The 24,977-nt window shown below is 68.3% G+C and carries 27 protein-coding genes, 1 tRNA gene and 1 pseudogene; 15 read left to right on the top strand and 14 right to left on the bottom strand.

The annotated features are described in order from the left end of the window. Positions 1 to 146 precede the first annotated feature (146 nt). From BM362_RS03315 to BM362_RS03305, 3 genes are all read left to right on the top strand, one after another. The gene (locus tag BM362_RS03315) at positions 147 to 638 is read left to right on the top strand and encodes a MarR family winged helix-turn-helix transcriptional regulator (protein ID WP_093572167.1); all 492 of its coding nucleotides are present in this window, start codon (positions 147 to 149) and stop codon (positions 636 to 638) included. Positions 639 to 640: 2 nt separating this feature from the next. After that, positions 641 to 725, top strand: a tRNA-Ser gene (locus BM362_RS03310). Between the two features lie 106 nt (positions 726 to 831). Next, the gene (locus tag BM362_RS03305) at positions 832 to 1,029 is read left to right on the top strand and encodes a KTSC domain-containing protein (protein ID WP_198545237.1); all 198 of its coding nucleotides are present in this window, start codon (positions 832 to 834) and stop codon (positions 1,027 to 1,029) included. Between the two features lie 8 nt (positions 1,030 to 1,037). On the opposite strand, the gene BM362_RS03300 is transcribed toward BM362_RS03305, so the two are convergent. Continuing rightward, positions 1,038 to 1,319 carry a DUF2277 domain-containing protein gene (locus tag BM362_RS03300; RefSeq protein ID WP_037807183.1) on the bottom strand — a complete coding sequence of 94 codons (282 nt, stop codon included), beginning with the start codon at positions 1,317 to 1,319 and terminating at the stop codon, positions 1,038 to 1,040. Positions 1,320 to 1,411: 92 nt separating this feature from the next. Between BM362_RS03300 and BM362_RS03295 the strand changes: the two genes are divergently transcribed. Next, on the top strand, positions 1,412 to 2,353 hold the full coding sequence (locus BM362_RS03295) for an Ldh family oxidoreductase (RefSeq protein ID WP_067578704.1): 942 nt from the start codon (positions 1,412 to 1,414) through the stop codon (positions 2,351 to 2,353). A 268-nt stretch (positions 2,354 to 2,621) separates the two neighbouring features. Here BM362_RS03295 and BM362_RS03290 read toward each other — a convergent pair whose 3' ends face one another. Continuing rightward, positions 2,622 to 2,843 carry an RNA-binding S4 domain-containing protein gene (locus tag BM362_RS03290; RefSeq protein WP_037807659.1) on the bottom strand — a complete coding sequence of 74 codons (222 nt, stop codon included), beginning with the start codon at positions 2,841 to 2,843 and terminating at the stop codon, positions 2,622 to 2,624. Positions 2,844 to 2,856: 13 nt separating this feature from the next. Further along, entirely contained in the window at positions 2,857 to 3,606 is a 750-nt protein-coding gene (locus BM362_RS03285) for a trypsin-like serine peptidase (RefSeq protein WP_067583698.1), read from the bottom strand. Between the two features lie 66 nt (positions 3,607 to 3,672). Here BM362_RS03285 and BM362_RS03280 point away from each other — a divergent pair, with 66 nt between their 5' ends. Further along, on the top strand, positions 3,673 to 4,509 hold the full coding sequence (locus BM362_RS03280) for an SDR family NAD(P)-dependent oxidoreductase (RefSeq protein WP_093572166.1): 837 nt from the start codon (positions 3,673 to 3,675) through the stop codon (positions 4,507 to 4,509). A 121-nt stretch (positions 4,510 to 4,630) separates the two neighbouring features. Next, positions 4,631 to 5,287 carry a hypothetical protein gene (locus BM362_RS03275; RefSeq protein ID WP_093572165.1) on the top strand — a complete coding sequence of 219 codons (657 nt, stop codon included), beginning with the start codon at positions 4,631 to 4,633 and terminating at the stop codon, positions 5,285 to 5,287. A gap of 60 nt (positions 5,288 to 5,347) precedes the next feature. Here the strand turns inward: BM362_RS03275 and BM362_RS03270 are convergent, their stop codons facing one another. Beyond that, the gene (locus BM362_RS03270) at positions 5,348 to 6,004 is read right to left on the bottom strand and encodes a response regulator (RefSeq protein ID WP_067583707.1); all 657 of its coding nucleotides are present in this window, start codon (positions 6,002 to 6,004) and stop codon (positions 5,348 to 5,350) included. Further along, positions 6,001 to 7,593, bottom strand: a complete 1,593-nt coding sequence (locus BM362_RS03265) for a sensor histidine kinase (RefSeq protein WP_093572716.1) — start codon at positions 7,591 to 7,593, stop codon at positions 6,001 to 6,003. Before BM362_RS03265 ends, BM362_RS03270 begins: the two co-directional genes overlap by 4 nt. A 184-nt stretch (positions 7,594 to 7,777) precedes the next feature. Here BM362_RS03265 and BM362_RS03260 point away from each other — a divergent pair, with 184 nt between their 5' ends. The 4 genes from BM362_RS03260 to BM362_RS03245 all read left to right on the top strand — a co-directional run bounded on the left by BM362_RS03260 (position 7,778) and on the right by BM362_RS03245 (position 11,419). Next, positions 7,778 to 8,581, top strand: coding sequence for an ABC transporter ATP-binding protein (locus BM362_RS03260; protein WP_067583710.1), 804 nt, complete (start codon positions 7,778 to 7,780; stop codon positions 8,579 to 8,581). Continuing rightward, positions 8,571 to 9,449, top strand: a complete 879-nt coding sequence (locus BM362_RS03255; protein ID WP_067583713.1) for an ABC transporter permease — start codon at positions 8,571 to 8,573, stop codon at positions 9,447 to 9,449. Before BM362_RS03260 ends, BM362_RS03255 begins: the two co-directional genes overlap by 11 nt. A 1-nt stretch (position 9,450) precedes the next feature. Further along, entirely contained in the window at positions 9,451 to 10,506 is a 1,056-nt protein-coding gene (locus BM362_RS03250; protein WP_093572164.1) for an ABC transporter substrate-binding protein, read from the top strand. Positions 10,507 to 10,705: 199 nt separating this feature from the next. Beyond that, a complete protein-coding gene (locus BM362_RS03245; RefSeq protein WP_067583717.1) occupies positions 10,706 to 11,419 on the top strand; it encodes a G1 family glutamic endopeptidase in 714 nt (237 codons plus the stop codon). Here the strand turns inward: BM362_RS03245 and BM362_RS48680 are convergent. The 3 genes from BM362_RS48680 to BM362_RS03230 form a co-directional block, all read right to left on the bottom strand. Then, entirely contained in the window at positions 11,413 to 11,562 is a 150-nt protein-coding gene (locus BM362_RS48680; RefSeq protein WP_244287032.1) for a hypothetical protein, read from the bottom strand. The genes BM362_RS03245 and BM362_RS48680 overlap by 7 nt on opposite strands. A gap of 163 nt (positions 11,563 to 11,725) precedes the next feature. Then, complete coding sequence (locus tag BM362_RS03235; protein WP_093572163.1) at positions 11,726 to 12,400, bottom strand: DUF1345 domain-containing protein; 675 nt, start codon at positions 12,398 to 12,400, stop codon at positions 11,726 to 11,728. 26 nt (positions 12,401 to 12,426) lie between these two features. Then, positions 12,427 to 15,204, bottom strand: coding sequence for an ATP-binding protein (locus BM362_RS03230; RefSeq protein ID WP_342029779.1), 2,778 nt, complete (start codon positions 15,202 to 15,204; stop codon positions 12,427 to 12,429). A 387-nt stretch (positions 15,205 to 15,591) separates the two neighbouring features. Here BM362_RS03230 and BM362_RS03225 point away from each other — a divergent pair, with 387 nt between their 5' ends. After that, positions 15,592 to 16,689: a S1 family peptidase gene (locus BM362_RS03225; protein WP_093572161.1), complete on the top strand. Its 1,098-nt coding sequence runs from the start codon at positions 15,592 to 15,594 to the stop codon at positions 16,687 to 16,689. Between the two features lie 54 nt (positions 16,690 to 16,743). Here BM362_RS03225 and BM362_RS03220 read toward each other — a convergent pair whose 3' ends face one another. The 3 genes from BM362_RS03220 to BM362_RS03210 all read right to left on the bottom strand — a co-directional run bounded on the left by BM362_RS03220 (position 16,744) and on the right by BM362_RS03210 (position 18,600). Beyond that, entirely contained in the window at positions 16,744 to 17,355 is a 612-nt protein-coding gene (locus BM362_RS03220; RefSeq protein ID WP_067583723.1) for a DUF4232 domain-containing protein, read from the bottom strand. Positions 17,356 to 17,556: 201 nt separating this feature from the next. Next, positions 17,557 to 17,964 carry an SsgA family sporulation/cell division regulator gene (locus tag BM362_RS03215; protein WP_067583726.1) on the bottom strand — a complete coding sequence of 136 codons (408 nt, stop codon included), beginning with the start codon at positions 17,962 to 17,964 and terminating at the stop codon, positions 17,557 to 17,559. 165 nt (positions 17,965 to 18,129) lie between these two features. Further along, on the bottom strand, positions 18,130 to 18,600 hold the full coding sequence (locus BM362_RS03210) for an Lrp/AsnC family transcriptional regulator (protein ID WP_067583728.1): 471 nt from the start codon (positions 18,598 to 18,600) through the stop codon (positions 18,130 to 18,132). Positions 18,601 to 18,804: 204 nt separating this feature from the next. On the opposite strand from BM362_RS03210, the gene BM362_RS03205 reads away from it, so the two are divergent. After that, positions 18,805 to 19,803 carry a beta-ketoacyl-ACP synthase III gene (locus BM362_RS03205; protein WP_067583731.1) on the top strand — a complete coding sequence of 333 codons (999 nt, stop codon included), beginning with the start codon at positions 18,805 to 18,807 and terminating at the stop codon, positions 19,801 to 19,803. Between the two features lie 39 nt (positions 19,804 to 19,842). Here BM362_RS03205 and BM362_RS03200 read toward each other — a convergent pair whose 3' ends face one another. Beyond that, a complete protein-coding gene (locus BM362_RS03200; RefSeq protein WP_093572160.1) occupies positions 19,843 to 21,033 on the bottom strand; it encodes an FAD-dependent monooxygenase in 1,191 nt (396 codons plus the stop codon). Positions 21,034 to 21,106: 73 nt separating this feature from the next. Here BM362_RS03200 and BM362_RS03195 point away from each other — a divergent pair, with 73 nt between their 5' ends. After that, positions 21,107 to 21,565, top strand: a complete 459-nt coding sequence (locus BM362_RS03195; RefSeq protein ID WP_067583737.1) for a MarR family winged helix-turn-helix transcriptional regulator — start codon at positions 21,107 to 21,109, stop codon at positions 21,563 to 21,565. 41 nt (positions 21,566 to 21,606) lie between these two features. Here the strand turns inward: BM362_RS03195 and BM362_RS03190 are convergent, their stop codons facing one another. Next, entirely contained in the window at positions 21,607 to 23,088 is a 1,482-nt protein-coding gene (locus BM362_RS03190; RefSeq protein WP_093572159.1) for an adenylate/guanylate cyclase domain-containing protein, read from the bottom strand. 79 nt (positions 23,089 to 23,167) lie between these two features. Between BM362_RS03190 and BM362_RS03185 the strand changes: the two genes are divergently transcribed. Continuing rightward, on the top strand, positions 23,168 to 23,656 hold the full coding sequence (locus BM362_RS03185) for an FBP domain-containing protein (protein WP_093572158.1): 489 nt from the start codon (positions 23,168 to 23,170) through the stop codon (positions 23,654 to 23,656). Between the two features lie 40 nt (positions 23,657 to 23,696). Here the strand turns inward: BM362_RS03185 and BM362_RS03180 are convergent, their stop codons facing one another. Then, entirely contained in the window at positions 23,697 to 24,509 is an 813-nt protein-coding gene (locus tag BM362_RS03180) for a class I SAM-dependent methyltransferase (RefSeq protein ID WP_093572157.1), read from the bottom strand. A 63-nt stretch (positions 24,510 to 24,572) separates the two neighbouring features. On the opposite strand from BM362_RS03180, the pseudogene BM362_RS50440 reads away from it, so the two are divergent. After that, positions 24,573 to 24,977 (top strand): annotated as a pseudogene (locus tag BM362_RS50440) (VOC family protein).

Genomic DNA, 24,977 nt, shown 5'->3' with positions numbered 1-24,977 from the left:
CGTCGTCCCTCCGCTGTCCCCCGAGGATGCGCTTCTTCGCGCCGAGTCTCAACCTTTTCGTAACCCTCCATTGGGGGAAGTTCGACCGCACATTTCACGGCAGGCCGAAACGGTGGGGGCAAAACCGGCCTTCTACGCTTCCGGACATGAGCGATGACCAGGACGTGCGCTGGCTCGACCCGGCCGAGCAGCGCGCCTGGCGGGCTTACATCGTCGCGTCGCTGCGGCTGCGCCAGAGGCTGCACCGCGAACTGGCTGAAAGACACGGCATCTCGCTCGCCGACTACGAGGTCCTGGTGTGCCTGAACCTGGCCCCCGACCGGTGCACCCGGATGACGGAGCTGGCGGGGCAGCTGGGCTCGACGAAGAGCAGGCTGTCGCACCAGATCGGCAAACTGGAGATCGCCGGGCTGGTCACCCGCCGCCCGGACCCGGAAGACAAACGCGGCGTGCTGACCGAACTGAGCGATGCGGGCCAGCGCGTGCTGGACGAAGCCGCGCCGACGCACGTGCGCGGCGCCCGCGAGCACCTGATCGACCTGCTGACTCCCGCCGAGCAGACCGCGGTGGCCTCGGTGTTCACCCGAGTCCTCGAACACCTGGACGACGTCGAAGGACGGCGCGATACCCTGACCTAGAAGGAAGCGTGGCAGAGCGGCCGAATGCAGACGCCTTGAAAGCGTCCGTAGGGAAACCTACCGGGGGTTCAAATCCCTCCGCTTCCGCTTGACGCCTCGTGTGTCCGGCCCCGGATTCCGCGCATCCCGCGGGAGACCGGGGCCGTTTTCGGGTCCGCGCGGGTATCCTGTCCGTGCTGTGCGCCGGGTTCCCGTGGAGTCTTCCGTCATTCGCGACGTCGGCTACGACGCCGCGAAGTCGGTGCTGGAAATCGGGTTCCGCAACGGCGGTGTCTACCGCTACCACCTCGTGCCCGCGCGGGTGCATCGCGAGCTGATGGCCGCCGAGAGCCCGGGGCGCTACCTCAACCAGGAGATCAAGCCGAGGTTTCCCGGGCAAGAAGTGGAGTGACTGCGGCGTCAGGCTTTTTTCGCCTCGCGCTGGGCGATCCGCGCCTGGACCTCCGGGCGGCGCAGCGGCGGCACGGTCGCCGGCGGCTGGCGGCGCTGCGGGAGTTCTTCCAACAGCCGCGCGGTGATCTGGGCGATTTCGGCGACCGCCGCTTCGAACGGTTCGCGCGTCGCGTCCGAAAGGGACTGCACCCCGGTCACTTTGCGCACGTACTGGCGTGCCGCAGCTTCGATCTCGTCCGTGGTGGCGGCGGGCTGCAGGCCGCGGAGCGTCGTGATGTTTCGGCACATGTGCCCCAGGGTACGTCTCTGCGGCTGACCGCATCACACTCTAGGGCCAACCTCGTTGACGGGGCCGGAGATCGCCCGGCAACCTTGATGAAGTGCCCCTCAGACCGCGTGCTCCCCGGCTCAGCCGCCCCGTTCCGGAAGTTCCCGCCGACACCCCGATTCCCGAGCAGGCCTGGCACCGTGTTCCCGCCGACGAACTGGTCACGCTCGTTTCCGCTGCCCTGATGGCACAAGGCTTTCCCGAGGAGCGTGCGCGTCCGGCCGCGGAAGCGTTGTGCCACGGCGATCTCACCGGCGCGCCCGAAACCGGCGTCGGGGAGTTGACCCGGGTACATCTGCCCGCGATCGAAAGCGGGTTCGTCAGTCCTGGTGCGCAGCCGTTGCTGATTGCCGACCGTGGGGCTGCGGCGCTCATCGATTACCGGCGGGCGTCGGGGCTGTGGGCGGTCGGTGACGCGATGGATCGGGCGGTGCAGCGGGCTGGGCGGTTTGGCGTCGGGCTGCTGTCGCTGCGCGGGGTCGGGCCGTTCGGACGGGTCGGGCATCACGCGGCGCGGGCGTTGCCGCACGGGATGATCGGCATGGTGATGGCGGCTGGGGGGTATGCCGATCAGCCGGTGCATCCGTTGGGGATGGCTGCGCCTGCCGGGGCTTATCCGGAGTTCGTGCTGGATGTTGATCTTGCTGATACTGCTCGGAACCCGCAGTTCGCCGGGTTCGCGTTGATGGTGGACGTGCTGGCCGGGGTGTTGTCCGGGGTCGCGGATCATGAGCATGACACGGGGTTGCTGGTGCTGGCGATCGCGCCTACGACGTTGCGCAGCGCGGATGGGTTCTATCGGGCGGCCAGTGCGGTGTTCGGGAGCATGCTCGGGTGGGAGGGCGGTGCGCCGGTGCGGTACCCCGGGTGGCGGGAGGCTCAGTATTTGGAGCAGTGCCGGGCGTTGGGGGTGCCGTTGCCGGGGGCGGTGCGGAGGCAGTTGGATTCGTTGGCGTTGAAGTTGGGAAGAGCGCCGTTGACGACGGTGGGGTGACGGGTGGCTCGTCGCCTGGGGGCGACATTGCTTGTGGGGGTTGCGTGGGGCACCCCGAAGGTTGAGTGTGCAGGGGGGCTTCGTATCGGGGTGCGGGGGAGGGGCTGGGTGCCTCGATGGTCGGGTGCGTCGGCTGCGGTTTGTGGGTGGGGCTTCTTGCGGGAACCCGCGTTCGTGAAAGGCCCCCTCGCGTTGGGGGCGTGAGGGGAACCCTGAGGGAATCAGAGTCAATGAGGGTGGCCCTCACGCACGAGTCAGGCGGGGGGAGTCAGTGTTCCAGGGAGACGCGGGCGTTCTCAGTGCCGACTGTTACTACGTCGCCGTCCGCTAGCTGGCGGCCTCGGCGGGTTTCCACCTCGCCGTTGACCGTGACCTCTTCCGCATCGATCAGGTCTTTCGCGTGCGAGCCGTTGTCCGCGAGGTCGGCCAGTTTCAGGAATTGGCCCAGCCGGATCGGTTCTCCGGTGATCGGGACGTCGCGCGTGCTCATGCGTCGCATCATGTCACGGCATCGTGGTCGCTCGGTTGTACAGATCGGTGACCTGCTCGTCGAAGTAGCTTGAGTACGAGACGTCGTCGGTGTAGCCGCCTCCCTCGTAACCGCCGATTACGCCTACTACTGTGCCCGTCTTCGTGTCGGGAGACGGGTCGGCTACCAGGGGGCTGCCGCTCGTGCCGGTGGCGAAGCCTGGGCAGTCGACCCGTACCTGGTGTTCGTCCTGCTGCTGGGTGTGCGTTTCGCAGGTGGCGACCTCGTCGACGCCGTCTGGGTAGCCGGCGACGGTCACCGGGCGAGCGAAGGGGCCGTTCGTGGCTAGCTGGTTGGCTCCGGTCACCGCTTCCAGGGGTTCGGGGGAACCGTCTTGGCGTGCGGTCGCGAAACCGACATCGAGGTTCGGATCGGACGAGTCGATCCAGTTTTGTGCGACCAGCTCGTTCCCGACCTGCCAGTACCCGTACGGGGCGACGCCGTCGTGGAAGCCCGGCGCGAAGGTGACATTGGCCAGGTAGCCGCCGCCTTCGCCGTCGTGGATGCAGTGTGCGGCGGTGAGCAGTTCGTCCCCTCGCGGGCTGTGCACGACGCTCGCGGTGCAGTAATGCGAGCCGTCGACGAACAGTGCGCCGATGGACGCTTGGATCGGCTTCGCCGGGGGCGGCGGCGTGCCCGCTGGCTCCGCTGCGTGCTCAGCACAAGCCACGATGGTCCCGCTCGCACTCATTAGTGCGAACAGCCCGATCACCGTGCGCCGCATGCCACCTCCTGTACTGGTCCTCGTCACTAGTATCAGAGAACGCGGTGAGACCAGGGTGGGGAGACGATGAAGGACTTCTCGAACAAAGTCGCAGTGATCACCGGAGCGGGCTCGGGCATCGGCCGGGCGCTGGCGCTTGAGCTGGCGTTGCACGGCGCGCTCCTCGAACTGTCCGATGTCGATGCCGAAGGTCTCGACGGCACCGTGCGCGAAGCCCGCGAGCGTGGGGCCGAGGTGCGGGGGCATTCCCTCGACGTGGCCGACCGGACCGCGGTTTTCGCTCACGCCGAAGACGTCGTCCACGAGCACGGCCGGGTCAACCTCGTCGTCAACAACGCCGGGGTGGCGCTCGGCGCGACCGTCGAGGACATGACGTTCGAGGATTTCGACTGGCTGCTCGGCGTCAACCTCGGCGGCGTCGTGAACGGCACGAAGGCATTCCTGCCGCACCTCATCGACTCCGGTGACGGCTACGTCGTGAATATCTCCAGCGTGTTCGGATTCGTCGGAGTGCCTACGCAGAGTGCCTACAACGCGGCGAAGTTCGCCGTTCGCGGATTCACCGAGTCGCTGCGCGAAGAAATGCTCGCGGCGCGGCATCCGGTCGGCGTCAGCTGCGTGCACCCGGGCGGGATCAAGACCAACATCGCTCGCAACGCGCGCGGCGGAACCGGCGGCGACCAAGCCAAAGCGGCGGCCGGGTTCGACAAAATCGCTCTTACCACACCGAAGAGAGCGGCCGAGACGATCCTGCGCGGCGTGCGCAGGCGGTCCGCACGGATCCTCATCGGACCGGACGCCTACGTGATCGACGCGATCCCGCGCGTCCTCGGTTCGGCATACCAGCGTCCGCTCGCGGTTTTGGCGCGCCAGGGACTCAAACGCGTCGAGCGGAACGGATAACGCGGCGCGACTGTCCGCATTCTTGATCACCCGATGGAGTTGCATTTTCGCCGAACCCCTCGGGAATGTCGCAGAATGCTGCCAGTCCACTCGTGTGTCCGCACCCCGGAGGTAGCCCTCGATGCTGCGCCTTGCCGAGCGCCGATTGGCCGCGCCCGCTGACCGCGCCTCCGGGGAACTGGTCGACCGCACCGGCATCATCGCCGCGAGCCTGCCGCGCGGGCCCCGGCTGCCGGGAGAAGCCGGGCCGGAGACGAGCTGCGAATCGACCCAGCAGATCCCGGTGATCGCCGGGTGCGCGCCCGCCGAGGAACGCCCGCGCGCGGTCGCGTCGCGGCGGCGGGCCCGGGCGTGGGTCGGCGCCGGGGTGGCTGTGGTCCTGGTCGGACTCGGCTGGCTCGCCGGAGGGTTCTTCACCGGTGCGCTGCCCGGACAGCCCGCGGACGACGCCCTCGTGCAGGCCGAGCAGCGCGTTCCGATCGCGGAGCAGCAGATCCCCGTCCCGTCGGCGATCACGCCGCCGGTGACGCAGACCGCTCCGCCGGTCACTGTGTACGTCCCGGTGCCCTCGCAGCAGACTCCGGTGCGGCGGCACAATCCGGTCCGCCCGACCACGCCGCGCGCGACGGCGGTTCCGGAGTCCTCGGAGCAGGCCGATCCGCGCGCGGACCTCGAGACGCCGACGCCGAGCAAGACCCCGGCGCGGGCGGGCATCGACCAGTTCCTCGACTGGAAGCCGTGGCTCGACACGGCGCAGCGGATGGCTGGCGGGCGCTGACCGCGGGGGCTCGTGAGTGTTTATGCCGGTTAGAACCGGCGCAAAAAACTCACGACAGCTTCAGCCGATCCAGCCGTACTCGTGTTCCGGTCGCCCGGTCGCGCCGTAGCGAAGCCGCATCTCCACTGCTCCCGACTCCGCCAGCGCGGTGAGATAACGCTGCGCGGTGGCACGGGCCATGCCGAGTTCTCTGGCCACTTCGGCGGCCGAGAGCGGGGTCGGCGAACCGCGCAGCCGCTCCGACACCAGGCGCGCCGTCGCGCTTGACTGGCCCTTCGGCGTCGCCGCGCGATCTTGGTCGTGGAGGGCGCGGAAGGCTCGGTCCACGTCGTCCTGAGACAGTGGACGTTCGGTCGTGACCAGGCCGCGGTACCGAGTGTAGGACGTGAGCCGTTCCGACAACTGCCGCGTCGTGAACGGTTTGATCAGGTAGTTCAACGCCCCCGCGCGGATCGCGGCGGAGATCGACGCGGCGTCGGTGGCCGCGGACAGCACGATGGTGTCCGTCTTCAGGTCGGGCAGGACGGAAAGACCGGGCTCGTCGGGCAGGTAGACGTCCAGCAGCACCAGGTCCGGGGCCAGTTCGCGCACGCGGGCGCGGGCTTCGGCGGCGGTGTGTGCGACCCCGGCGACGGTGAAGCCCGGTACCTCCGACACGAATCCCGCGTGCACGCCGGCGACGCGGAAGTCGTCGTCCACGATCAGGGTGCGGATCATGCGTCGGTCTCCTCGGGTCGGTCCAGCAGGCCGGGAAGTTTGGCGACGAACAACGCGCCGGTCGTCGCGCCGCCGGGGTCGGCGAGCCACACGTCGCCGTCGCGGGCCCGGGCGGCTTGGCGGGCCAACGCCAGTCCGAGGCCGTGTCCGGGACTGAGCTTTGTGGACACTCCCTCGTCGAAAAGGCTCTCCCGCAACGCCGCGTCGATTCCCGGTCCGCTGTCCACAACGGACACGTGCAAAGCGGAGTCATCGGCGAGCAGGCCGACTTCGACCCACGCGGGGCGGCGCGGGCCCATGCGGGCGGCGTGCAGGGCGTTGTCGACCAGGTTGCCGATTACGGTGCCCGCGGCGATCGGGTCGGTCACCGACGCGGGGACCCAGGCGTCGTCGGCCAGTCGCAGTTCCATGCCTTTCTCTTGCGCCTGCTCGGTTTTCGCGACCAGCAAGGCTTGCAGGTACGGATCGGTGACCCGATCATCGAGCGGTTCCGCGTGCGAGGCAGTGGTTTCGGTGAGGGTTTGCAGGTATTCCTCGGCTTCGGCGTGATGGCCCAGCTGCAACAGACCGGACAGTGTGTGCAAGCGGTTCGCGAACTCGTGTCGTTGCGCGCGGAGGCCGTCGGACAGGGAGCGGATGCCGTCGAGTTCGCGGGTGAGGGTGTCGAGGTCGGTGCGGTCGCGGAAGGTCAGGACGGTGCCCAGTGCGCGTTCATCTCGTTGCACGGCGCGGGAATTGATCACCAGGACCCGGTTTCCGGCTACCGCCAGTAGGTTGTCCACGGGACGTCCTTCGGCGACGGCTTTGTGCACTCGCGGGGACAGGTCCAGTTCCTCCAGCGGTGCGCCGACGGGGAGCGGGGTGCCGAGAAGGCGTTCGGCTTCGTCATTGCCGACGGTGACCCGGTGTTCCGCGTCTACTGCCAGGACGCCTTCGCCGATGCCGTGCAGGACGGCTTCGTGCTCGTAGAGCAGTTCGGTCAGTTCGTGCGGTTCCAGGCCGTGGGTTACACGGCGCAATCGGCGGTTGAGCAGGGCGGACGCACCCGCGCCGAGCAGCAGTGCTCCTCCGCCGAAGACCATCGTCAGAACGAACAGCCGGTTGAAGTCGCCGGTCAGCTCGCCGATGCGGTAGCCGACGCTCACCTCGCCGACGACTCGCGAGCCCTGCTTGATCGGGGTTTTGCTGCGCACCGACGGTCCCAAGGTGCCCGCGTTGAACTCGCTCACCACGTCGTTGCCCGCGATCACTTCCTCCCATGGCGTGCTCACTCGCTTGCCGACCTCGGACAGTGTGGGGTGGGCCAGCCGGATGCCGCGATCGTCGGTGATGACCACGAACAACAGCGCGTCGTCGGTCTGCGTCTCCGCTTCGACTCGCTGCTGGAGGTCCGCGTTGGGTTTCCGGGAGGTCGCACCGGCGATCACCACGGGCTCCGTGGCTACTGATTTCGCGATCGCCAAGGCTCGTTCGCCGTACTGTTCGGTCAGCGTCGTGCGCAGGAGCGAGCTGACCAGCGCGACGCCGAGGCCCACGACGAGGACCACCACGCCGATCTGCAACAGCAGCACCTGACGGGTGAACCGCATCCGCGGAAAGAGCGCCCACTTCGGCATGTCAGGGAACATACCCCCAGCTCAGCGCTGTGCGCTAAACGAGCAAAACGTGGAGAACGCGCAGAGCGCACGCAGAACGTCGACAAGCTTCTCCGCTGCGAAACCCGCTCTTAACCTGCCTCGAGCGAGTCCCCACCGTGACGAAGGAGTCACCTCGATGGCCCCACTCATCGAACTGATCGGCGCCACCAAAAGGTTCCCGAGCGGATCAGGTTCTGTCCACACCGCTGTCCGCGAGCTGACCATGACCGTCGAACCGGGGGAGTTCGTCGCCGTGGTCGGGCCGACCGGGTGCGGCAAATCCACCACATTGTCCCTGGTCTCCGGGTTGCAGCCGCCGTCGGCGGGCCGGGTCGTCGTGCACGGCTCCGACGTCAAGTCGATCCCGGACGGCGTCGGCTACATGTTCCAGACCGACGCGGTGATGCCGTGGCGTTCGGTGCTGGACAACGTCGCGTCCGGGCCGCGATTCCGCGGTGCGTCCAAAGAGGACGCCCGGAAGAAGGCGGCCGACTGGGTCGGCCGGGTCGGACTGGCCGGGTTCGAGAAGTACTATCCGCACCAGCTTTCCGGCGGGATGCGCAAGCGCGTCGCGTTGGCGCAGACCCTGGTCACCGAGCCGAAAATCCTGCTGATGGACGAGCCGTTCTCCGCGCTCGACGTCCAGACTCGCGCGCTGATGCAGGACGAGTTGCTCCGGCTGTGGTCCGGCACCGGTGCCGCGGTGATCTTCGTGACGCACGACCTCGACGAGGCGATCGCGTTGGCGGACAAGGTGGTCGTGCTGACCACGAGCCCGGCGACGGTCAAGGACGTCTTCGAGATTCCGCTGGAGCGGCCGCGCAAGGTGGAAGACCTGCGGCTGACCGAGGAATTCCGCAAGCTCTACTCCGACATCTGGGAATCGCTGCGCGGCGAGGTCGACAAGGCCCGCCAGAAGGGAGCGACCGGTGTCGCTTGAGACTCAGACCGCGCCGACGCCGGTCTTCGAAACCGAACAGGACATTCTCTCCCGCGCGAAGCGCTCCGCCGGACGGCACAAGCGCAACGTCTGGCTGCTGCGGCTGGCGATTCTCGTTGCCTGGCTTGGGTTGTGGGAGCTCGCGGGCCGGTTCTGGATCGACCCGTTCTTCTACTCGATGCCGTCGAAGATCTGGGAACGGCTCACCGAATGGTTCACCACCGGTACCGACTTCGGGACCATTTGGTACCAGATCCTGGTGACCGTCGAGGAGGCCGTGATCGGGTTCGTGCTCGGTGCGGTCGCGGGCGTGATCTGCGGGGTCATTCTCGGCCGCAGCGCGTATCTCGCCGAGGTGCTGGCTCCGTTCATCAAGGCAGCCAACGCAATGCCGCGGATCGTGCTCGCCGCGCTGTTCGTGATCTGGTTCGGTCTCGGGCTGTCCTCGAAGGTCGCGACGGTGTTCGTGCTCGTGTTCTTCGCGGTTTTCTTCAACGCTTTCACCGGTGCCCGCGAGGTGGATCGCAACCTGATCGACAACGCGCGCATCCTCGGTGCGACGCGGTGGCAGGTGCTGCAGTCGATTGTCCTTCCCAGCGCGACGTCGTGGATTCTGTCGTCGCTGCACGTCGCGTTCGGCTTCGCGCTGATCGGTGCGGTCGTTGGCGAGTACACCGGTGCCAAGGCGGGCATGGGCTTCCTGATCGCCAACGCACAGGGCACGTTCGACACCGCCGGGGTTTACGCCGGGATGCTCGTGATCATGGTCGTGGCGCTGTTCGCGGAATGGCTGATCGGTTCGGCCGAGCGCAAACTGCTGCGCTGGCGTCCGCAGATGTCGGCCGACGACGGACGGCGGGACATCTGACATGCGGCTGAAGAGGACACTCGCGGTCGCGGCGGCCGCGCTGGTGACCGTGGCCGGGGTCAGCGCCTGCCGGGATTCCCGGGAGATCGACCTCGGCAACGGCGGACGGCCGCACATCAAGATCATGGTCGGCGGACTGTCCAAAGTGATCTACCTGCCCGGGCAGCTCGCGAAGCAACTTGGCGAGTACGAGAAGCAGGGGCTGGACGTCGAACTGTTCGACCAGCCGTCCGGGGCCAACGCGGAAACCTCACTGCTGGCCGGTGAAGTGCAGGGCGTGGTCGGGTTCTACGACCACACGATCGACTTGCAGGCCAAGGATCAATGCATCACCAGCGTGGTGCAGTTCGCGAATGTGCCGGGCGAAGCGGAGATGGTCGCGACCCCGAAGGCCGGGCACATCAAGTCCGGCGCGGACTTCCGCGGGAAGAACCTCGGCGTGACGTCGCTGGGGTCGTCGACCGACTTCCTCACCAAGGCGCTCGCCAGCCGCGGCGGCGTCGGCAGCAAGGACTACACGCCGGTGAAGGTCGGGGCCGGCCAGACGTTCATCTCCGCCCTGCAACAAGGTTCGATCGACGCGGGCATGACGACCGACCCGACCATCGCGCAGCTGACCAACACCGGACAGGCCAAGGTGCTCTACGACATGCGCACGCCGGAAGGCACGCGTGCGGCGTTGGGCGGGCTGTATCCGGCGAGCTCGCTGTACATGAGCTGCGAAATCGTGAAGCGCTATCCGGACGTCGTGCAGAAACTCGCCAACGCGTATGTGAATTCGCTGAAGTGGCTTTCCACGCACACCGCGGAGCAGGTGGCCGATCTGATGCCGCCGTCGTTCGCGGGCGGGGACAAGGCGTTGTACATCAAGTCCCTCAAGGACAGTCTGCCGATGTTCACCAAGGACGGCCGGATGGACCCGTCCGGCGCGCAGAACGTGCTGCAGGTGCTGGGCGCGTCTTCCAGCAACGTGAAGCCGAAAAAGGACAAGATCGATTTGTCCAAGACGTACACCACCCAGTTCGTGGACGCCGCGCACGCCCGTACGGCGCGGTAGTCCATTTCGGAAGGAGTCCGTGCCTGCCCGCTGCCTCCCCCGGCGGGCGGGCACGGACTTTCGTGTACACAAAGGAGAATCGGGACATTTGGTGAAGATTTCCCGAGATGTGAATACCCTTCGAAAGTAGCTACCAACTCGGGCGGGCGAAATTCAACACTGGTACGTGCAGGCACTCCCGTGACCAGATTGGATGCCCATGAGTTCACGATCTTTCCGTCGTCCCCTCGGATTGCTGGCGGTCGGCGCGTTCGCGGCCGCGACCCTCGTGGCCGGCGCGGGAGCCGGGCCCGTCACGTTCGGCAAGCACTTCCACGGGAACCACTACTCCGGCGGAAACTGGGGCGGCTACGTCAGTTTCGGCAGCTTCACGACCGCGACCGCGGGCTGGACCGAACCGTCGGCGACCTGCAATTCCAGCAACGACCTGTTCGCGCCGTGGGTGGGCATCGACGGCGACGGATCGTCCTCTGTGGAGCAGACCGGCGTCGCGACCGATTGCTCCAGCGGCAGCCCGCAATACCAGGCGTGGTACGAAATGTACCCGGCCGCACCGGTTTACTACTCGGCGAGCGAGGCACCGGTGAAGGCGGGCGACCACATCACCGCGACGGTCACGCGCAGCAACAACAGCTACAAACTCGACCTGAAGAACGACACTCAAGGCTGGACGAAGACGACCACGCAGTCGCTCAACGCGAAGCACTCGTCGGCTGAGGCGATCATCGAATCGCCGTCGGATTCGTACCCGGCGATCAACGGCGGTGTGAAGTTCGACGGGGTCAAGTTCGACGGCAAGAACCTCGCCGACACCAGCCCCCAGGGCCTCAACGCGGACGACGGCGGCAGCGCGACCTGGACCCCCGGCTCGATCGGCTCGGACGGCCAGAGCTTCACCATGACCCGTCAGTAGAAGGTCGTGAAGGGCACCCTGAAGGAATCTGATTCCCTCAGGGTGCCCGCACGGAGATTGGTGTGGCATCCGGCGATGGATTCCTCGTCCGGCCAGTACGACGCGGTGATGCCGAGTCCGGATTCGTCGCGGGCGGAGTTCATGCCGAGGTAGCCCGGCTGTGTCGCGGCAAGCTCGCCATACAGGCGGCGTCGCTGCGGTCGCCATCGGTGCGCCGGGATGAGAAGGTCACCGCGTAGCACGGCGGGTCGGGAAGCTCCAATGGCCGGAGATATACCGGGCGGACGCGGGCGAGGCCAGCGGGGTTCAGCCCTGAAGGCCGTTGACCGCCCAGGCGAACACCATCAGCGCGAGCAGCAGCGAGATCCCGGCCTGGACCATCATGGTCATCTTCGCCCAGATCCGCAGCGGCATGACGTCGGTCGGGCTGAACGCGGTGGCGTTGGTGAACGAGGTGTAGAGGTAGTCCAGGTACCGCGGTTCCCATTCGGCCTTGGCCATCGACGGATCGCTCATCTGCGGGAATTGCAGGTCGGGGAAGTCCGCCCGGCCCGCCGCGCGCCGGGCGGGGCCGCCGCGGTCGAACTCCCAGTACCAGAGCGAGAAGACGACGATGTTGGTCCAATAGACGACCACGCCGCTGATCAGCACCTGCACCGCGTGCCCGCGTTGCGCGCCCTGCGCGATTCCGATCACCAGCTGTACCGCGGACGCGCCGTTGAGCACGCTGACGACAGCGAGCGCGGTCAACGCGACCATGCGCTCGACGATGTTGAACTCGGTGAGCCGTCCCGGATTCAGCAACAGCAGTGCGACGATCAGCACCGCGGTCAGCGAGGGCAGCAGCCACCACGGGTGCAGCACCATCTCGTCGGGCAAGGCGAGTTGCAGGGCGAGCGTCCCGATGACGACGGCCGCTGCGGGCCACCTGGTCTCGCCTTTGGTCGCCCGCCGCCAGGCAGGCACTGATTCGTCAGCCACCTGAACACGGTAGGGCTAGGTGGCGATTATTGCGCAGCTTCAGGTGACGGCAGTTTCCTCGCGACGTCCGTGCGGCTTCGCGCGTCTAGCTTGCGAAGCACCTTCGCCACGTGCTGCTCCACTGTGCGTGGGGACAGGAACAGACCGTCGGCAATCTGACGGTTTGTCCGACCTTTCGCGAGCATCTCTGCGACTTCGCGCTCTCGCGGCGACAGTTCGCGACCGTACCCACGACGGCCGCGCTGTGACGGTGCCCAAGCACCGTGTTCGCGAAGCACGTGATGACAGCGCCCAGCGTCGCGCGTGGCACCTAGTTGCGCATACGCAGCTGCGGCCTGGCTGAGGGCAGCTGTCGCAGCGTCTTGGCCTGCATCGAGTCGACAGCGTGCCGCGCGTTCACGCATACCGGCGGCGAGGTACGGCATCGGCAGCTCTGCGTACGCGTCGGCTGCGGTGTCGAAGAGCGTCGCGGCCGCTAGGTGTTTCGCGCGGGCGTTTGTCAGGACGGCGCGGCCAGCGTGCAGGGCTGCGGTGGCGAGAGGCGCGTCGCGGTCTTCGATGCCGCGCGCGAATTCTTCGACGAATGCGTCGGCGTCGTGCCAACGGTCTGCGCGTGTGTACGCCTCCGCGGCGGCTGGGACGAGCGACGCCGCCCAGACCCACACGCCTTTCCGGCGCGCGGCGTCGACAGCTACATCAGCGGCTTCGCAGGCTGCGGCGACGTCGTCAGTCGACAGGTGCACGCCGATCAACACCGAAGCCGCGCACAACACAACGGGGATAGGGCCTTCGCCCGGACGGTGTGCCGAGGCGTTGGCCAAGTGTCTTCGTGCTGCCGCGAACTCGCCGCGTACCGCGGCCAGCCCGCCCAGCACCAGCGACGTTTCCATGACGATCGCGCCCAGCGCCGGGTGCCGGGTACGGACGTCTTCGGTCGCTTCGGTCAGGCCGTCCCATTTGCCGCGGAACCAGGCGAGCCGCACCTCGGTGCCTTCGATCAGGCCTTTCGGGTACAGCGCGCCGGCTTCGGAAGCCCGCCGCAGGCCCTCGGCGACCAGCTTTTCGGTTCGGCCGAGGTGGCCGGACCACGACTGCGCGTCGGCGAGATTGCACCACAACCGGGCCAGCTGGACGCGCTCGGCGACGCTCGGCGCGGTGTCCGGCATCGCCTGGAATTCCGCCCACGCCGAACCGTCGCCGATGTGCGCGGCGGTCGCGATCCGGTCGCCGGTGAGCGCGAGCCGCAGTTCGGGGTCGGTCAGTCCGGAGTGGACTTCCCGGGCGCGGCGCATCCACTGTTCGTGCCAGGACAGCGGGGTGAGTCCGTCGAACGGCAGCGCGAGCAGGTTGATCCCGCGCGCGGCCAGTTCCGGCCGATCCGCCAATTCGGCGACGGCGCGTTCCACCGCCGCGCGACCCTGCTCCAGCCGTCCGGCGACGCGGACCAGCAGCATGCCCAGCGCGAGCCGGATCGTCTCGTGCACGGCTGGCGGCAGCGGGCGGTCTTCGAGCAGCTTCTCCAGCGTCAGGTGGACATCCGGGCGGAAGACACGCAGCGAGACATCACTGAGCTTCTTCGTCAACCGGCCGACCGCGTCCTCGTCGGCATTCGCGACGATCGCCTGCAGCAAGTCGATCGCACGTGCGGTATCGCCGTGCGCGATCGCTTCGTCGGCCGCTTCTTCCGCGTAGTACCGCCATTCCTCGACGCGTCCGGCGGCGTGCGCATGCTCGGCGAGCAATGACAGCGATTGGCCAGGAAGGTGCATTGCCTTGGTGTGCAACAATTTTCGCTCGGACGCGCTGAGACCAGCATACACGGCCTTGCGTGCGAACGGATGCCTGAAGCCGTAGCGATTGTCGTCGACCTCGTCCACCAGGCCGTCCGGCAAGACGACCTCGTCTTCGGCCAACCCGGTCAGTTCATTCAGGACAGACAGCTCAGCGGGCAGGTCAAGCACGGCGGCGGCTTTGGCGAACTGGACTGCGGTCTTCGGCAGCGCGGACAGCTGCCTGGACACCGATTCCTGAAGCGCGGCAGGGACTTCCAGGCGATCCAACGCCGACTCGGTCAGTTCAACGCCTCGCAACGCACGGAGAGTTTCCTCAGCGACAAAAGGAATCCCCGCGGTGTACTCGTGCAGCTTCGCGGCGAACTCGGCGGTGATCCGGGGTGCCCCGAGGAGGTCGCAAGCCATCGCGGTGACCGCCGCGGCGTCCAATGGCCCGAGCGTCACCTGCGCGCTGGGTACCTCAGGCGCGATGCGAACGCGCGAGTCGCCAGTGTGGCAGGTGGCGACCATGCCCAGCTCCGGCGGCCAGTCGACGGCGAGAAAACGCAGCAGGTCACCGGTTCCCGGGTCGGCGCGGTGCAGATCGTCGATGAGCAGGACGGTCGGACCGCAGGCGATCAGCAGTTCCCGGAACGCGCGGAACACGCGATGCCGCCCGGCACTGGTGTCCGGCAGCGGTTCCGGCGCGGGCGGCAGGACGTCGGCCAGCTCCGGCAGAAGTGGTTTCAGCGCACCGGCAACCGGGCTCAGCGGTCCGAGCCGGTCCCCGGCGGAGCGCAACGCTTCCAGCATCGGCCCGTAGGGAAAGGGCTCGGCCAGTCGCGGGCACGCGCCGCGCAGCACGCGGATCCGGGAAAACTCCGGGTGCGCGGCGAGTTCGGCGAGCAGCCGGGTTTTGCCCATTCCCGGCGCGCCCTCGACCAGTACCGCGGCGGGCCGGTGGCCGAGAACTTCAGCGACGGCGGCGAGTTCGCGGTCCCGGCCGGCGAAAGCCGCCGGACGCGGACGCACGGATACCAACGTCGGAACGGCCGGCCACATCACGACCTCCCCAGCGAGCATCTTGTCCGTTTCGCCCGAAGCTTAAGCAGTGTGCGGAGCCGGGTAAACCGAGTCCCGGCGGGAGCGTAAGCACGCTCCTCACACGTCTGCCTCCGCATGGTCACCACATGGCAGAAGAAAACCCGGCGTGCGGTCACAAAGAGTGCGAAACCTCGTGGAGTTCGCCGGTTCAGCGGAACAACCCACGGACGTCCGCTGTCGCGGTCAACGCTCGGTAGTCGGACAAGTCCCTACTTAAGGATTGCTCCGCTACCTATTCTCGCGCCCCCCTATTGCAGTGGATTGGACCACCGCCGCACCCTTCGAGGCCGGGGGAACCGAACGCGAGGGAGAAGCATGAAAGCCATCAGATTCCTCGGCGCCGCAACCGCTGCCGCGGCGGTGACGGCGATCTTCGCCGGCGTCCCGGCCGCCGGCGCCGCTCCGCTCAACCCCGACCTGGTCCCGGCGATGCAGCGCGACCTAGGCCTCACCCACAGCCAGGCACTCACCCGGCTCGCGAACGAGGAGGCCGCGAACAAGGTCGGCGCGGCATTGGAGAAGTCTCTCGGCGAACGCTTCAGCGGCACGAGCTTCAACGCCTCGACCGGCAAAGCTGTGGTCTCGGTGACCGACGCGGCGCTCGTCGACCAGGTACGTGCGGCTGGCGCCGAGGCCCACGTCGTCCAGTTCAGCGCCCGGCAGCTCGACTCGACCGTGCAGGCGCTCAACGCCCACGAGAAGGCCGCGCCGAAGCCGGTCACCGGCTGGGGCATCGACACCGCGAGCAACCGGATCAGCCTGACTGTCCTCAAGGGACAGCGCGGTGCGGCCGAGCAGTTCGTCCGCCAGTCCGGTGTGGACAGTGCGGCGGTGACCGTGACGGAAACCTCGGCGGTGCCCAAGGCGCACTACAACGTGCTCGGCGGGGACGCGTACTACATCGGCAGTTCGTCTCGCTGCTCTGTCGGATTCTCGGTGAACGGCGGCTTCCTGACGGCAGGCCACTGCGCCGCGCTCACCGGCGGCGGCGCGCTGTCTGGCTACAACCGGGTCGCGATGGGCCAGTTCACCACCTACCGCTTCCCCGGCGCGGACTACGCGGCCGCACGGGTCAACAGCAACTGGACCCCGGTCGGCCAGATCAACAACGGCACCCGCGTCGCCGGTTCCACCGAGGCCGCCGTCGGCGCTTCGGTGTGCAAGTCCGGTTCCACCACCGGCTGGACCTGCGGCACGATCCGCGCCAAGAACCAGACCGTGCGCTACCAGGAAGGCACTGTGACCGGCATGGTGCTCACCAACGCCCGGTCCGACCACGGCGACTCCGGCGGTTCGTTCATCAGCGGAAACCAGGCGCAGGGCGTGGTTTCCGGCGGCGACACCGTCAACAGCTACTACTACCCGGTGAACGTCGCGCTGTCGGCGACGGGCACGACGCTCGTCCGCGGCTGAGCGGTTTTGACAAGGAGTGCCTGCGTCCGGTCGCGGCAGGCACTCCTTTCCGCGTCAGGACGGGTCGGCGGTGATCCCGTCGACCCAGGTGCCCGGGTGCGTCGCGCCGTCCTGGCGAGTGATCGCGATGTTCGACGGCCACGCGGCCTTCAACGCCTTGGTCTGGCCCGGCGGGATGGTGGCGAGGCTTTCCGCGGTCCAGGCCGGAGACTCCGCGGGCGGGTTCGGATCGGACGGGAGCACGGTGATCTTCGCGGTCGCGGTGCGCCCCGGAGCCAGGACGTTGTGCGCCGGGCCGGTCTCCCGCCGCAGCAGCGAATCCACCGGTCCGTAGACGGGGTGGTCCGGCCCGTGCAGGTCGACACCGGGGGTTCCGTGGAGGTCGCAGGTGTGCGACGAAGTGTTCTTGAACGTCAGCGGCAGCTCTAGCTGGCTGCCAGCCGGTTTCGCCGTGCCCAGCGACACCGAGAGGTCGTCGGTGGTGCAGCGCGGCGTCGGCGCGTCAGGCTGCTTCTCCTTGGCGGTGCTCGCCGGAGCACTGGAAGCCGCGGCGGGCGAGGAAGCTGCCGGTGCGGCGGAATTGGCCGGGGAACCGCAGGCCGCGAGGGCGAAGGCGCTCGCGAAGACTGCTGCTCCGACGGTCGCTCGGGTGAGCTTGGTGGACATCCGGGGTCTCTCCTAGGGTGACCGCTCGCGCGGTTCGCGGGCATCGGGTTGATGCCCAAGATCACCAGGATTATGCGTCAGCCGGGGTTCGATTTTCCGGAGCTCGGCGTTCTGGGTCCACCTGCGACAAGGGCGGTTCGAGTGCCTCCAGCGCACTCGAACCGCCCTTGCCCGCATTGCCGCGGGATCGGCAGGTCTAGGTCACACGTTGCTGATCTCCTCGATCAGCCCGTCGATGTCGAAGTGCTCGCTCTCGGCTCCGAGCGGCACCAGTTCGTAGGAGGATTCGAGGAACGCCTCGAGGTCGGCGCGCTCCAGCTCGAACGACGCGTAGCCGTCGGGCGACTCGATTTCCAGCGTCAGCAAGGCCTCGTCCTCGGACAGGTCCGGCCGGATCCGCACGTCGCCGATCCCGGTCGGCTCGTCCAGCCCGGTCACGAGCAGGTCGCGGGCGAAGGTCCACTCGATCCACCGGCCGCGTTCGGTCCGGAACGCCACGGTCACCGCGTAGGGCTCCGCCGCGTGGAAGGAGAGGCGGGACAGCACCGGCGTAGTGCTCTCGTTCAGCAGTACGAACTGGGTCTGGTGTACGGCGTCGGTGGTGTGCACGGCTGCTCCTGGAGTCCTCCGGTCGTTCGCGCCTCGCGAACTGGTCGGCAGGGAGATGATCGGCCCGGGAGCACATGACGTGGTTCCGCCGACGTTCACGCGATCGGTTGCATCGGACCAGATGCGCGTAACGCCGGACACAGAACCCTCGCGGTTCCGCGCAGGTCAGGAAAGCGGCAGCGTGAGGCCCACTTTGACCCGGTCCATCGCCACGCTCGTGGTGAAATGCCGGACGTGAGGGTTGTCGAAGAACATCCGCCGCGCGAAATTCTCGAACGCCGCCATGTCCGGGCAGGTGACCACGAGGACGAAGTCGGCGGTGCCGGTGACGTAGTAGCACTGCTGCACGCAGTCGTCGGCGAGGACCTGGGCGCGGAAGCCGTCGAGCACCGCCATGCTCTCGCGCTCCATCTCGACCATGACGACGAACGTCATGTCCAGCCCGAGCGCGGCCGGGGACAGCACCGCGACCTCTTTCTCGATCACTCCGGCTTCGCGCAGCCGCTTGATCCGCCGTTGCACGGCCGCGGCGGACAGACCGACTTTGGACCCGATGACCTCGGCGATCGTGCGGGCGTCGGTCTGCAGGCAGGAGAGGATGGCGAGGTCAAGCTGGTCCAGGTCGGGAGTGCGCACGCTTCAGGCTAACCGGGCGGACCGACAAAAAGCGCCGGGTTTACCACGCCGCCGAGGCGCGGATCGCAATACCTCCTATCGAGCGAATGTGGAAGAGGTCTCTTAGTGACGTGGAACACAACTGACCGGTTTACCCAGGGGTAGGCCATACAAGGGGAGGCAACCGGCGACGTCCGCCAACAAGCCGGTCTGGGAGGTTCCGCCATGAGCGCTGTCCGGTCGCGCCACCGTGCCGCCGTCGTCGCCGGGATCGGCGGCGCGCTGCCCGAGCGCGTGGTGACGAACCACGAGATCGCGGCCCGGCTGGACACGAGCGACGAGTGGATCCGCACCCGCACCGGAATCAGGGAGCGCCGCCGCGTCGCGCCCGGCCAGTCCACAGTGGACCTCGCAGAGGAGGCGGGACGGGCGGCGCTCGGGCCGGACGGGCACGCGGACGCCGTCGTGCTCGCCACCTCCACCGCCGACCAGCTGTGCCCGGCCACCGCGCCGCAGGTGGCGGCCCGGCTCGGCCTCGGCACGGTGCTGGCCTTCGACGTCAACGCGGTGTGCAGCGGCTTCATCTACGCGCTCGCGACCGCCGCCGGATTCATCGCCGGCGGGATGGCCGAGCGGGTGCTGGTGATCGGCGCGGACGTCTTCACCTCGCTGGTCGACCCGGACGACCGCACCACGGTGCCGATCTTCGGCGACGGCGGCGGAGCGGTGCTGCTGCGCGCGGGGGAGCCCGGCGAACGCGGCGCGCTCGGCCCGTTCGACCTGCACAGCGAGGGAGAACTGGCCAAGCTGCTGTGGGTCGAGGCGGGCGGTGCGGCGCAGCGGGTGCCGGAGAACCCGAAGGACCGGTTCATGGTCATGCAGGGCACGGCCGTGTTCCGGCAGGCGTGCGCGCGGATGGCGGAATCCTCGCGCGCGGTGCTGGAAGAAGCGGGCTGGATGGTCGGCGACATCGACCGGTTCGTCGGGCACCAGGCGAACATCCGCATCCTTCAGGCGACCGCGAAACAGCTCGGCATGCCGGCGGACGCGGTGGTGTCGAACATCGATCGGGTGGGCAACACCAGCGCGGCGTCGATCCCGCTGGCGCTCGCGGACGCGGTCGCCGACGGGACGCTGACGCCGGGCCACCGGGTGCTGCTTACCGCGTTCGGGGCCGGGCTGACCTGGGGGTCGACGGTGCTGACCTGGCCTGAACTGTCGTGAGTGGCGATCGCGGTTAGAACCGGGATCGCCACGCACGAGCTACGCGTACTCCGGCAGCGCGATCGCCTCCGACCGCGTCTTCCCCACCTTCCCCGCGGCCTTGGCCAACCGCCGCGCCAACGGCGTGCTCGCCATTCGCAGCGCGGCGTGGATCGCGATCCGATGTGCCTGCGACCGCGGCATCGTCACCTGCGGCGCGCCGGGGAAAAGCCGCTGCGCCTCGGTGACCAGCGGCCGCATCCGGTGTTCGTACTGACCGAACGCCGTCCGTGGGTCTTCGTTCGCCATGAGCTCTCCGGCAAGGATGTACGCCCCGGTGAGGGCGAGCGTCGTGCCCATGCCGCTGATCGGTGAAGCGCAGTAGGCGGCGTCGCCGAGCAACGCGACCCGGCCTTGGTGCCACGTCGGCAGTTTCGCCTGGCCGACGTCCTCCAGATACAGCGAGCCGTTGTCCATCTCGGCCAGCACGCGCGGTCCTTCCCAGCCGACGTCGGCGTACGTCTTGCGCAGCACGGACACGGTGTCTTCGGGGGTGAGCCGGTCCAGTCCGCGTACGTCGGACAGGAAGAACAGCCCGGCGCGCGTCGTGCCGATGTTGTCCGGACGCAGGAACAACATCCGGCCGCGGCCGCAGAAAATCGTGCGCCACCAAGCGTTATCGGCGGTGCTGCGCGGGATCGCGAGGTGTGCGGTGTAGAGGCCGAGTTCGTGCGGACGCGCGTCCGGCATCAGCATCGCGCGGGTGCGGGAGCGCAGGCCTTCGGCGATGACCACGGCGTCGAAGCGCTGGGTCCGGCCGCTCTGGAAGCCGACGTCCACGCCGGTGCCGTCGTCGTGCAGCGCCTGGATCTGGTCGCCGAATCGGTACGTCGTCTCGTCGGCTGACTGCTCGTACAGCAGTCTCGACAGCTGGCCGCGCAGGATTTCGATCTCGGCCGTCCCGCCGCCGGAATCGCCCTCGCCGGCGCGGAACTCGGCGACCACCCGGCCGTGTCCGTCCACGAACCGCGTGCCGACCTCGCCGGTGTGCGCCGCGCGGACCGCCTCTTCGAGCCCCATTTTGCGCAGCACCTGGCGGCCGACACCGCGGATGTCGACGTTCTGGCCCTCCTCGCGCAGATGATCGAACCGTTCGACGATGGTGACGTCCCAGCCGGAGCGCGCGAGCCGGGAAGCGAGCGCGGGACCGGCGATGCTGGCTCCGGAGACGAGAAGACTGCGCCGGGTCATGGTGCTCCTCCTTGCCGTTGCTCAGGTACGTAGCTAATCTAGCTATTAGCTTACCTACTGACAAGGGGGTCGTGTGGACGAGAACCAGGCAGTGCTCGCGAACGTGGACGAGACGACCTTCGCGGTGCGTGGGGTCATCGAGGCCAGCCGCGACCTGATGGCGCGCATGGCGAAGAGCGTCGAGATGAACGCGAACGACCTCACCGCGATCGCGATCCTCAACCACCACGGGCCGATGGGACCGGTGGAATTGGGCCGCCGCCTCGGGATCAGCGGTCCGTCGGCGACCACACTGGTGGACCGGATGGAAGAGGCCGGTTACCTGGCACGCGTCCGCAGCGACACCGACCGGCGGCGGGTGGCGGTCACGGTCACCGATTCCGCGCGGGAGATCGCGGCGGCGGTGTGGCGGCCGCCGATCGAGAAGCTGGACGCGGTGTCGCGCACGCTCAGCGCGGCGGAAAGCGCGGTGGTGCGGGACTTTCTGGCCCGGATCACGGAGGCGATGAACGAGGGGCGGGAGATCTCGTGAGTGGCGATCGCGGGGAGAACCGGGATTGCCGCTGACGAGCGCTAGGTCGTCCAGGTCCGGGTCTCGCGGTGGCGGCCGCGAAGGTGGAGTTCGCCGTGCAGCCGCCAGTGTTCCCGTTCGCCGCCCAGCGCGGCTTTCACCGTCGTTTCGCTGGCGAGCACCCGCGACGGAACCGCTTTCGCGTGTTCGGTGAGCCGCGCGGCCTCGTTCACCGCGTCGCCGATCACCGTGTATTCCAGGCGGCTCGACGCACCGAGCTGTCCGGCGAACACCTGTCCGGTCGCGACGCCGATCCCCAGGTCGAGCTCGCCTTCCGACAGCACCGCGTCGCGGATCGCGCGGGCCGCGGCGAGCGCCATCGTCGGGCCGTCGGACAGCCGCGTAGGCGCGCCGAAAACGCACAGCGCGGCGTCGCCCTGGAACTTGTTGACCAGCCCGCCCCGAGCGTCCACTGCGGACACCACGCTCGCGAAAAACCGGTTCAGTTTCTCGACCAGTTCCTGCGGCGGAGTGCGCGACGCGAGCGCGGTCGAGTCCACGACGTCCACGAAGAGTGCGGTGACCTCGCGGACGTCGCCGGAAAGCGAAGCACCGTATTCGAGCGCGTGCCGGGCGACATCGGCCCCGACGTGCCTGCCGAAAAGGTCGCGCATCCGGTCCTGTTCGCGCAGACCGGCGACGAGGTCGTTGACCGACGTCTGCACCATCCCGATCTCGCTCGAATCGTCCACGTCGACGCGCACATCCGTGCGTCCGCGCGCGATTCCGTCCAGCGCGATCCGCAGCCGGTGCAGCGGCGCGGCGACGGCTCGGGACAGGAGCGCGGTGCCGATCGCGCCGGTCGTCAGGCCGGTCACGGAAAGCACGATCAGGCTCGCCGTCGGGTTCCCGTTGCGGCCGAGATCAGGAGGCGTGGTCACCAGCAGCACGCCGATCAGCGGCACGCCGCTCGCCAGCACCCAGGTGACGACCAGCCGGGTCAGCACGGTGACCGGCAGCGCGCCGCGCGGCGGCAGCACGTCGAGCGCCATCGTCATCACCGGCCGCGCGACCCATTCCGCGGCCAAGTAGGTGAGGCCGACCGTGGTCAGCCCGCCGAGCCCGATGGTGAGCGCGATGCCCGCCGCGTCGCTGAGCGAACCGAGAACGCCGGCCAGAATGCCCAGCGCGAGCGAGCCGATCAGCCAGAGGGTGCCGCTCACCACAGCCATGTCGAACGGGAGCCGCAGCGCGCGTTTCGCCTCGTCCGCGGTCGGCGGGCGGCCGATCGTGAACCACACCACGGTGCGGCGCTGCAGGTAGGCGGTCCACAGCGTGCCGACGATCAGGGCGAGCGCGACCACCCCGGCCGCGGTGACGCCGAGCACCCAGCCGCGGTCGTCGACGTCCTCCGGCAAACCTTGCAGGAGCAGCAGCAACGCGACGACGCCCGCACCAGCGACACTCGACCCGACGCCGAGCGCGGCGAAGCCCAGACTGGTGCGCAGAACCAGCCGGAACCTCCCCGCGATCACCTTGCGCACCCGCAGATCGTATGGGGTGGCGGGTCCGGGAGCGAAAAAGCCGTCGCCGTCGCGGTGCGGCGATGGTTAGCGTGGCGGTATGCAACCGCTCGACTCCGCCGAGATCCGCGCCTCGTTCGTCAACTGTTCTCGTGGTGAAGCCAAGTCCGTCACGCTGCCGGCGGAAGTCCCGTGGGAGAAGCGCGACTTCCTCGGCTGGCGCGACGTGAAGGCACCCGGCCGGGCGTACCTCGTCGTGTCGCACGGCGACGAGCTGATCGGCCTGTCGCTGCGCGCCGCGCCGCCGCCGAAATCCCGGCTGCGCAGCAACATCTGCGCGTTCTGCACCACGACGCATCCGCTGGCCGACATCACACTGTTCACCGCGCGGCTCGCCGGAAAAGCCGGTCGCGACGGCAACACGGTCGGCACGTATTTGTGCTCCGACCTGGCGTGCAGCGCGTACCTGCGCGGCGAACTCCGGCCCGCGGTGCCGCAGCCGAAGGAGACGATCTCCCAGGAGGAAGCCGTCGAGCGGATGAACGAGAAGATCAGCCGGTTCGTGGCGCGGGTGCTGGAAACCCGGTAACCGCGTGCGGGTGCGGTGTTGCGCCGGGCCGGTCAGGGATTCAGAAATCCCACTCGGCGATCCGGCCCATCTTGCGGATCATCGGGAACAGCGCCGACGCGCGCAAGGCCAGCCGGGAAGCGGTCGGGATCTTCGCGAGGGTTTCGTCGTTCGCCCAGTCGGTCGCGTCCAAACAGGACACCAAGCGAAGGCCGTAGCGCTCCAGTTCGTGCGGATCGTCGATGCCCCAGTGCAAAGTCGCGCCCGAACGGCGGACCACCGGGTTGACCACCTGCGCCCTGACGCCGAGCGAACTGAAGAAATCGGCCACGACCCGGCCGGACCGGAACTTGCCGACGAGCCTGCGGACCAGTTCGGTCCCGGACTCCGCGGTGAGGTACATGGTGAGCCCCTCGGCCACGACCAGCGCCTCGCGGTCGCCGGGAACCTGGTCGAGCCAGCCGAAATCGGTGACCGACGAGCCGATCGCCGTGTACCCGGGCCGTTCCGGGTAAATCCGGCCACGGATGTCGATGACCTCGGGATAGTCCACGTCGAACCAAGCGACCGAGGGCGGCGGGTCGAGCCGGTACGCGCGGGTGTCCATCCCGCAGCCGAGGTGCACGACGATCGCGTCCGGGTGCTCGGCGAGCCACTTGGCGGCCATCTCGTCGATCGCGCGCGCCCGGATCGCGACGGAGACGGCGGAGTTCTCGTTCACGCCGAGCTTGCGGAAGTCGTAGTCGATCTTTTTGACCGCTTCGTCGGCGGCGGTGTCACCGAGGATCGGGTCTTCGCGGCGAGCGTCGAGCGCCCGGCCGTAGAGCGTGCCCAGGTTGGTCGCCTTCTCCTCGGTGAAGTGCACTTTCTCCACGGGCGAGCCCCCTTGATGTCAGAGTTTTCATAAACTTGTGAATACTGTAGCGCTGATCGCTGGATGGGGCATCATCCGTACGCGTGCGCCTTGCAGATCGCGATCGACTGTGCGGAACCGGAGCGGCTGGCGGCCTTGTGGGCTGATGCACTGGGATATGCCGTCGAGAAACCGTCTGCCGGGGCGGCGGGCTGGGCCGAGTTCTCCCGCTCGGCCGGGGACGGCGCGGAGGCGGGGTTCGCGGCAGCCGACCCGGCGGCTCGGCCCGCGATTGCTGTTCCACCGCGTGCCTGAGCCGGAACACGGTAAGAACCGGCTGCACCTGGACGTGCGCACCGGTGCGCACGTCCAGCCGGGACCGCCAGGCTGATCGCGCGCGGTGCCGTGCACTTGCGCACGGTCGAGGACGAGAGCGGGTGTTTCGCCGTACTGCAAGATCCGGAAGGCAACGAGGTCTGCGTGTGCTGA

It is taken from the genome of Amycolatopsis rubida (assembly GCF_900115345.1).
GTDB lineage: Bacteria > Actinomycetota > Actinomycetes > Mycobacteriales > Pseudonocardiaceae > Amycolatopsis > Amycolatopsis rubida.
This window is presented reverse-complemented; position numbering and strand designations above follow the sequence as displayed.

Excerpts from the sequence above, each read along its gene's own strand:
- BM362_RS03285 (WP_067583698.1), bottom strand. The coding sequence starts at position 3,606 with ATGCGGCGCACGGTGATCGGGCTGTTCGCACTAATGAGTGCGAGCGGG.
- BM362_RS03205 (WP_067583731.1), top strand. The coding sequence starts at position 18,805 with ATGAGCGCTGTCCGGTCGCGCCACCGTGCCGCCGTCGTCGCCGGGATC.
- BM362_RS03300 (WP_037807183.1), bottom strand. The coding sequence starts at position 1,319 with ATGTGCCGAAACATCACGACGCTCCGCGGCCTGCAGCCCGCCGCCACC.
- BM362_RS03260 (WP_067583710.1), top strand. The coding sequence starts at position 7,778 with ATGGCCCCACTCATCGAACTGATCGGCGCCACCAAAAGGTTCCCGAGC.
- BM362_RS03290 (WP_037807659.1), bottom strand. The coding sequence starts at position 2,843 with ATGAGCACGCGCGACGTCCCGATCACCGGAGAACCGATCCGGCTGGGC.
- BM362_RS03265 (WP_093572716.1), bottom strand. The coding sequence starts at position 7,593 with ATGCGGTTCACCCGTCAGGTGCTGCTGTTGCAGATCGGCGTGGTGGTC.
- BM362_RS03275 (WP_093572165.1), top strand. The coding sequence starts at position 4,631 with ATGCTGCGCCTTGCCGAGCGCCGATTGGCCGCGCCCGCTGACCGCGCC.
- BM362_RS03220 (WP_067583723.1), bottom strand. The coding sequence starts at position 17,355 with ATGTCCACCAAGCTCACCCGAGCGACCGTCGGAGCAGCAGTCTTCGCG.
- BM362_RS03225 (WP_093572161.1), top strand. The coding sequence starts at position 15,592 with ATGAAAGCCATCAGATTCCTCGGCGCCGCAACCGCTGCCGCGGCGGTG.
- BM362_RS03280 (WP_093572166.1), top strand. The coding sequence starts at position 3,673 with ATGAAGGACTTCTCGAACAAAGTCGCAGTGATCACCGGAGCGGGCTCG.
- BM362_RS48680 (WP_244287032.1), bottom strand. The coding sequence starts at position 11,562 with ATGAACTCCGCCCGCGACGAATCCGGACTCGGCATCACCGCGTCGTAC.
- BM362_RS03245 (WP_067583717.1), top strand. The coding sequence starts at position 10,706 with ATGAGTTCACGATCTTTCCGTCGTCCCCTCGGATTGCTGGCGGTCGGC.
- BM362_RS03270 (WP_067583707.1), bottom strand. The coding sequence starts at position 6,004 with ATGATCCGCACCCTGATCGTGGACGACGACTTCCGCGTCGCCGGCGTG.
- BM362_RS03185 (WP_093572158.1), top strand. The coding sequence starts at position 23,168 with ATGCAACCGCTCGACTCCGCCGAGATCCGCGCCTCGTTCGTCAACTGT.
- BM362_RS03200 (WP_093572160.1), bottom strand. The coding sequence starts at position 21,033 with ATGACCCGGCGCAGTCTTCTCGTCTCCGGAGCCAGCATCGCCGGTCCC.
- BM362_RS03250 (WP_093572164.1), top strand. The coding sequence starts at position 9,451 with ATGCGGCTGAAGAGGACACTCGCGGTCGCGGCGGCCGCGCTGGTGACC.
- BM362_RS03315 (WP_093572167.1), top strand. The coding sequence starts at position 147 with ATGAGCGATGACCAGGACGTGCGCTGGCTCGACCCGGCCGAGCAGCGC.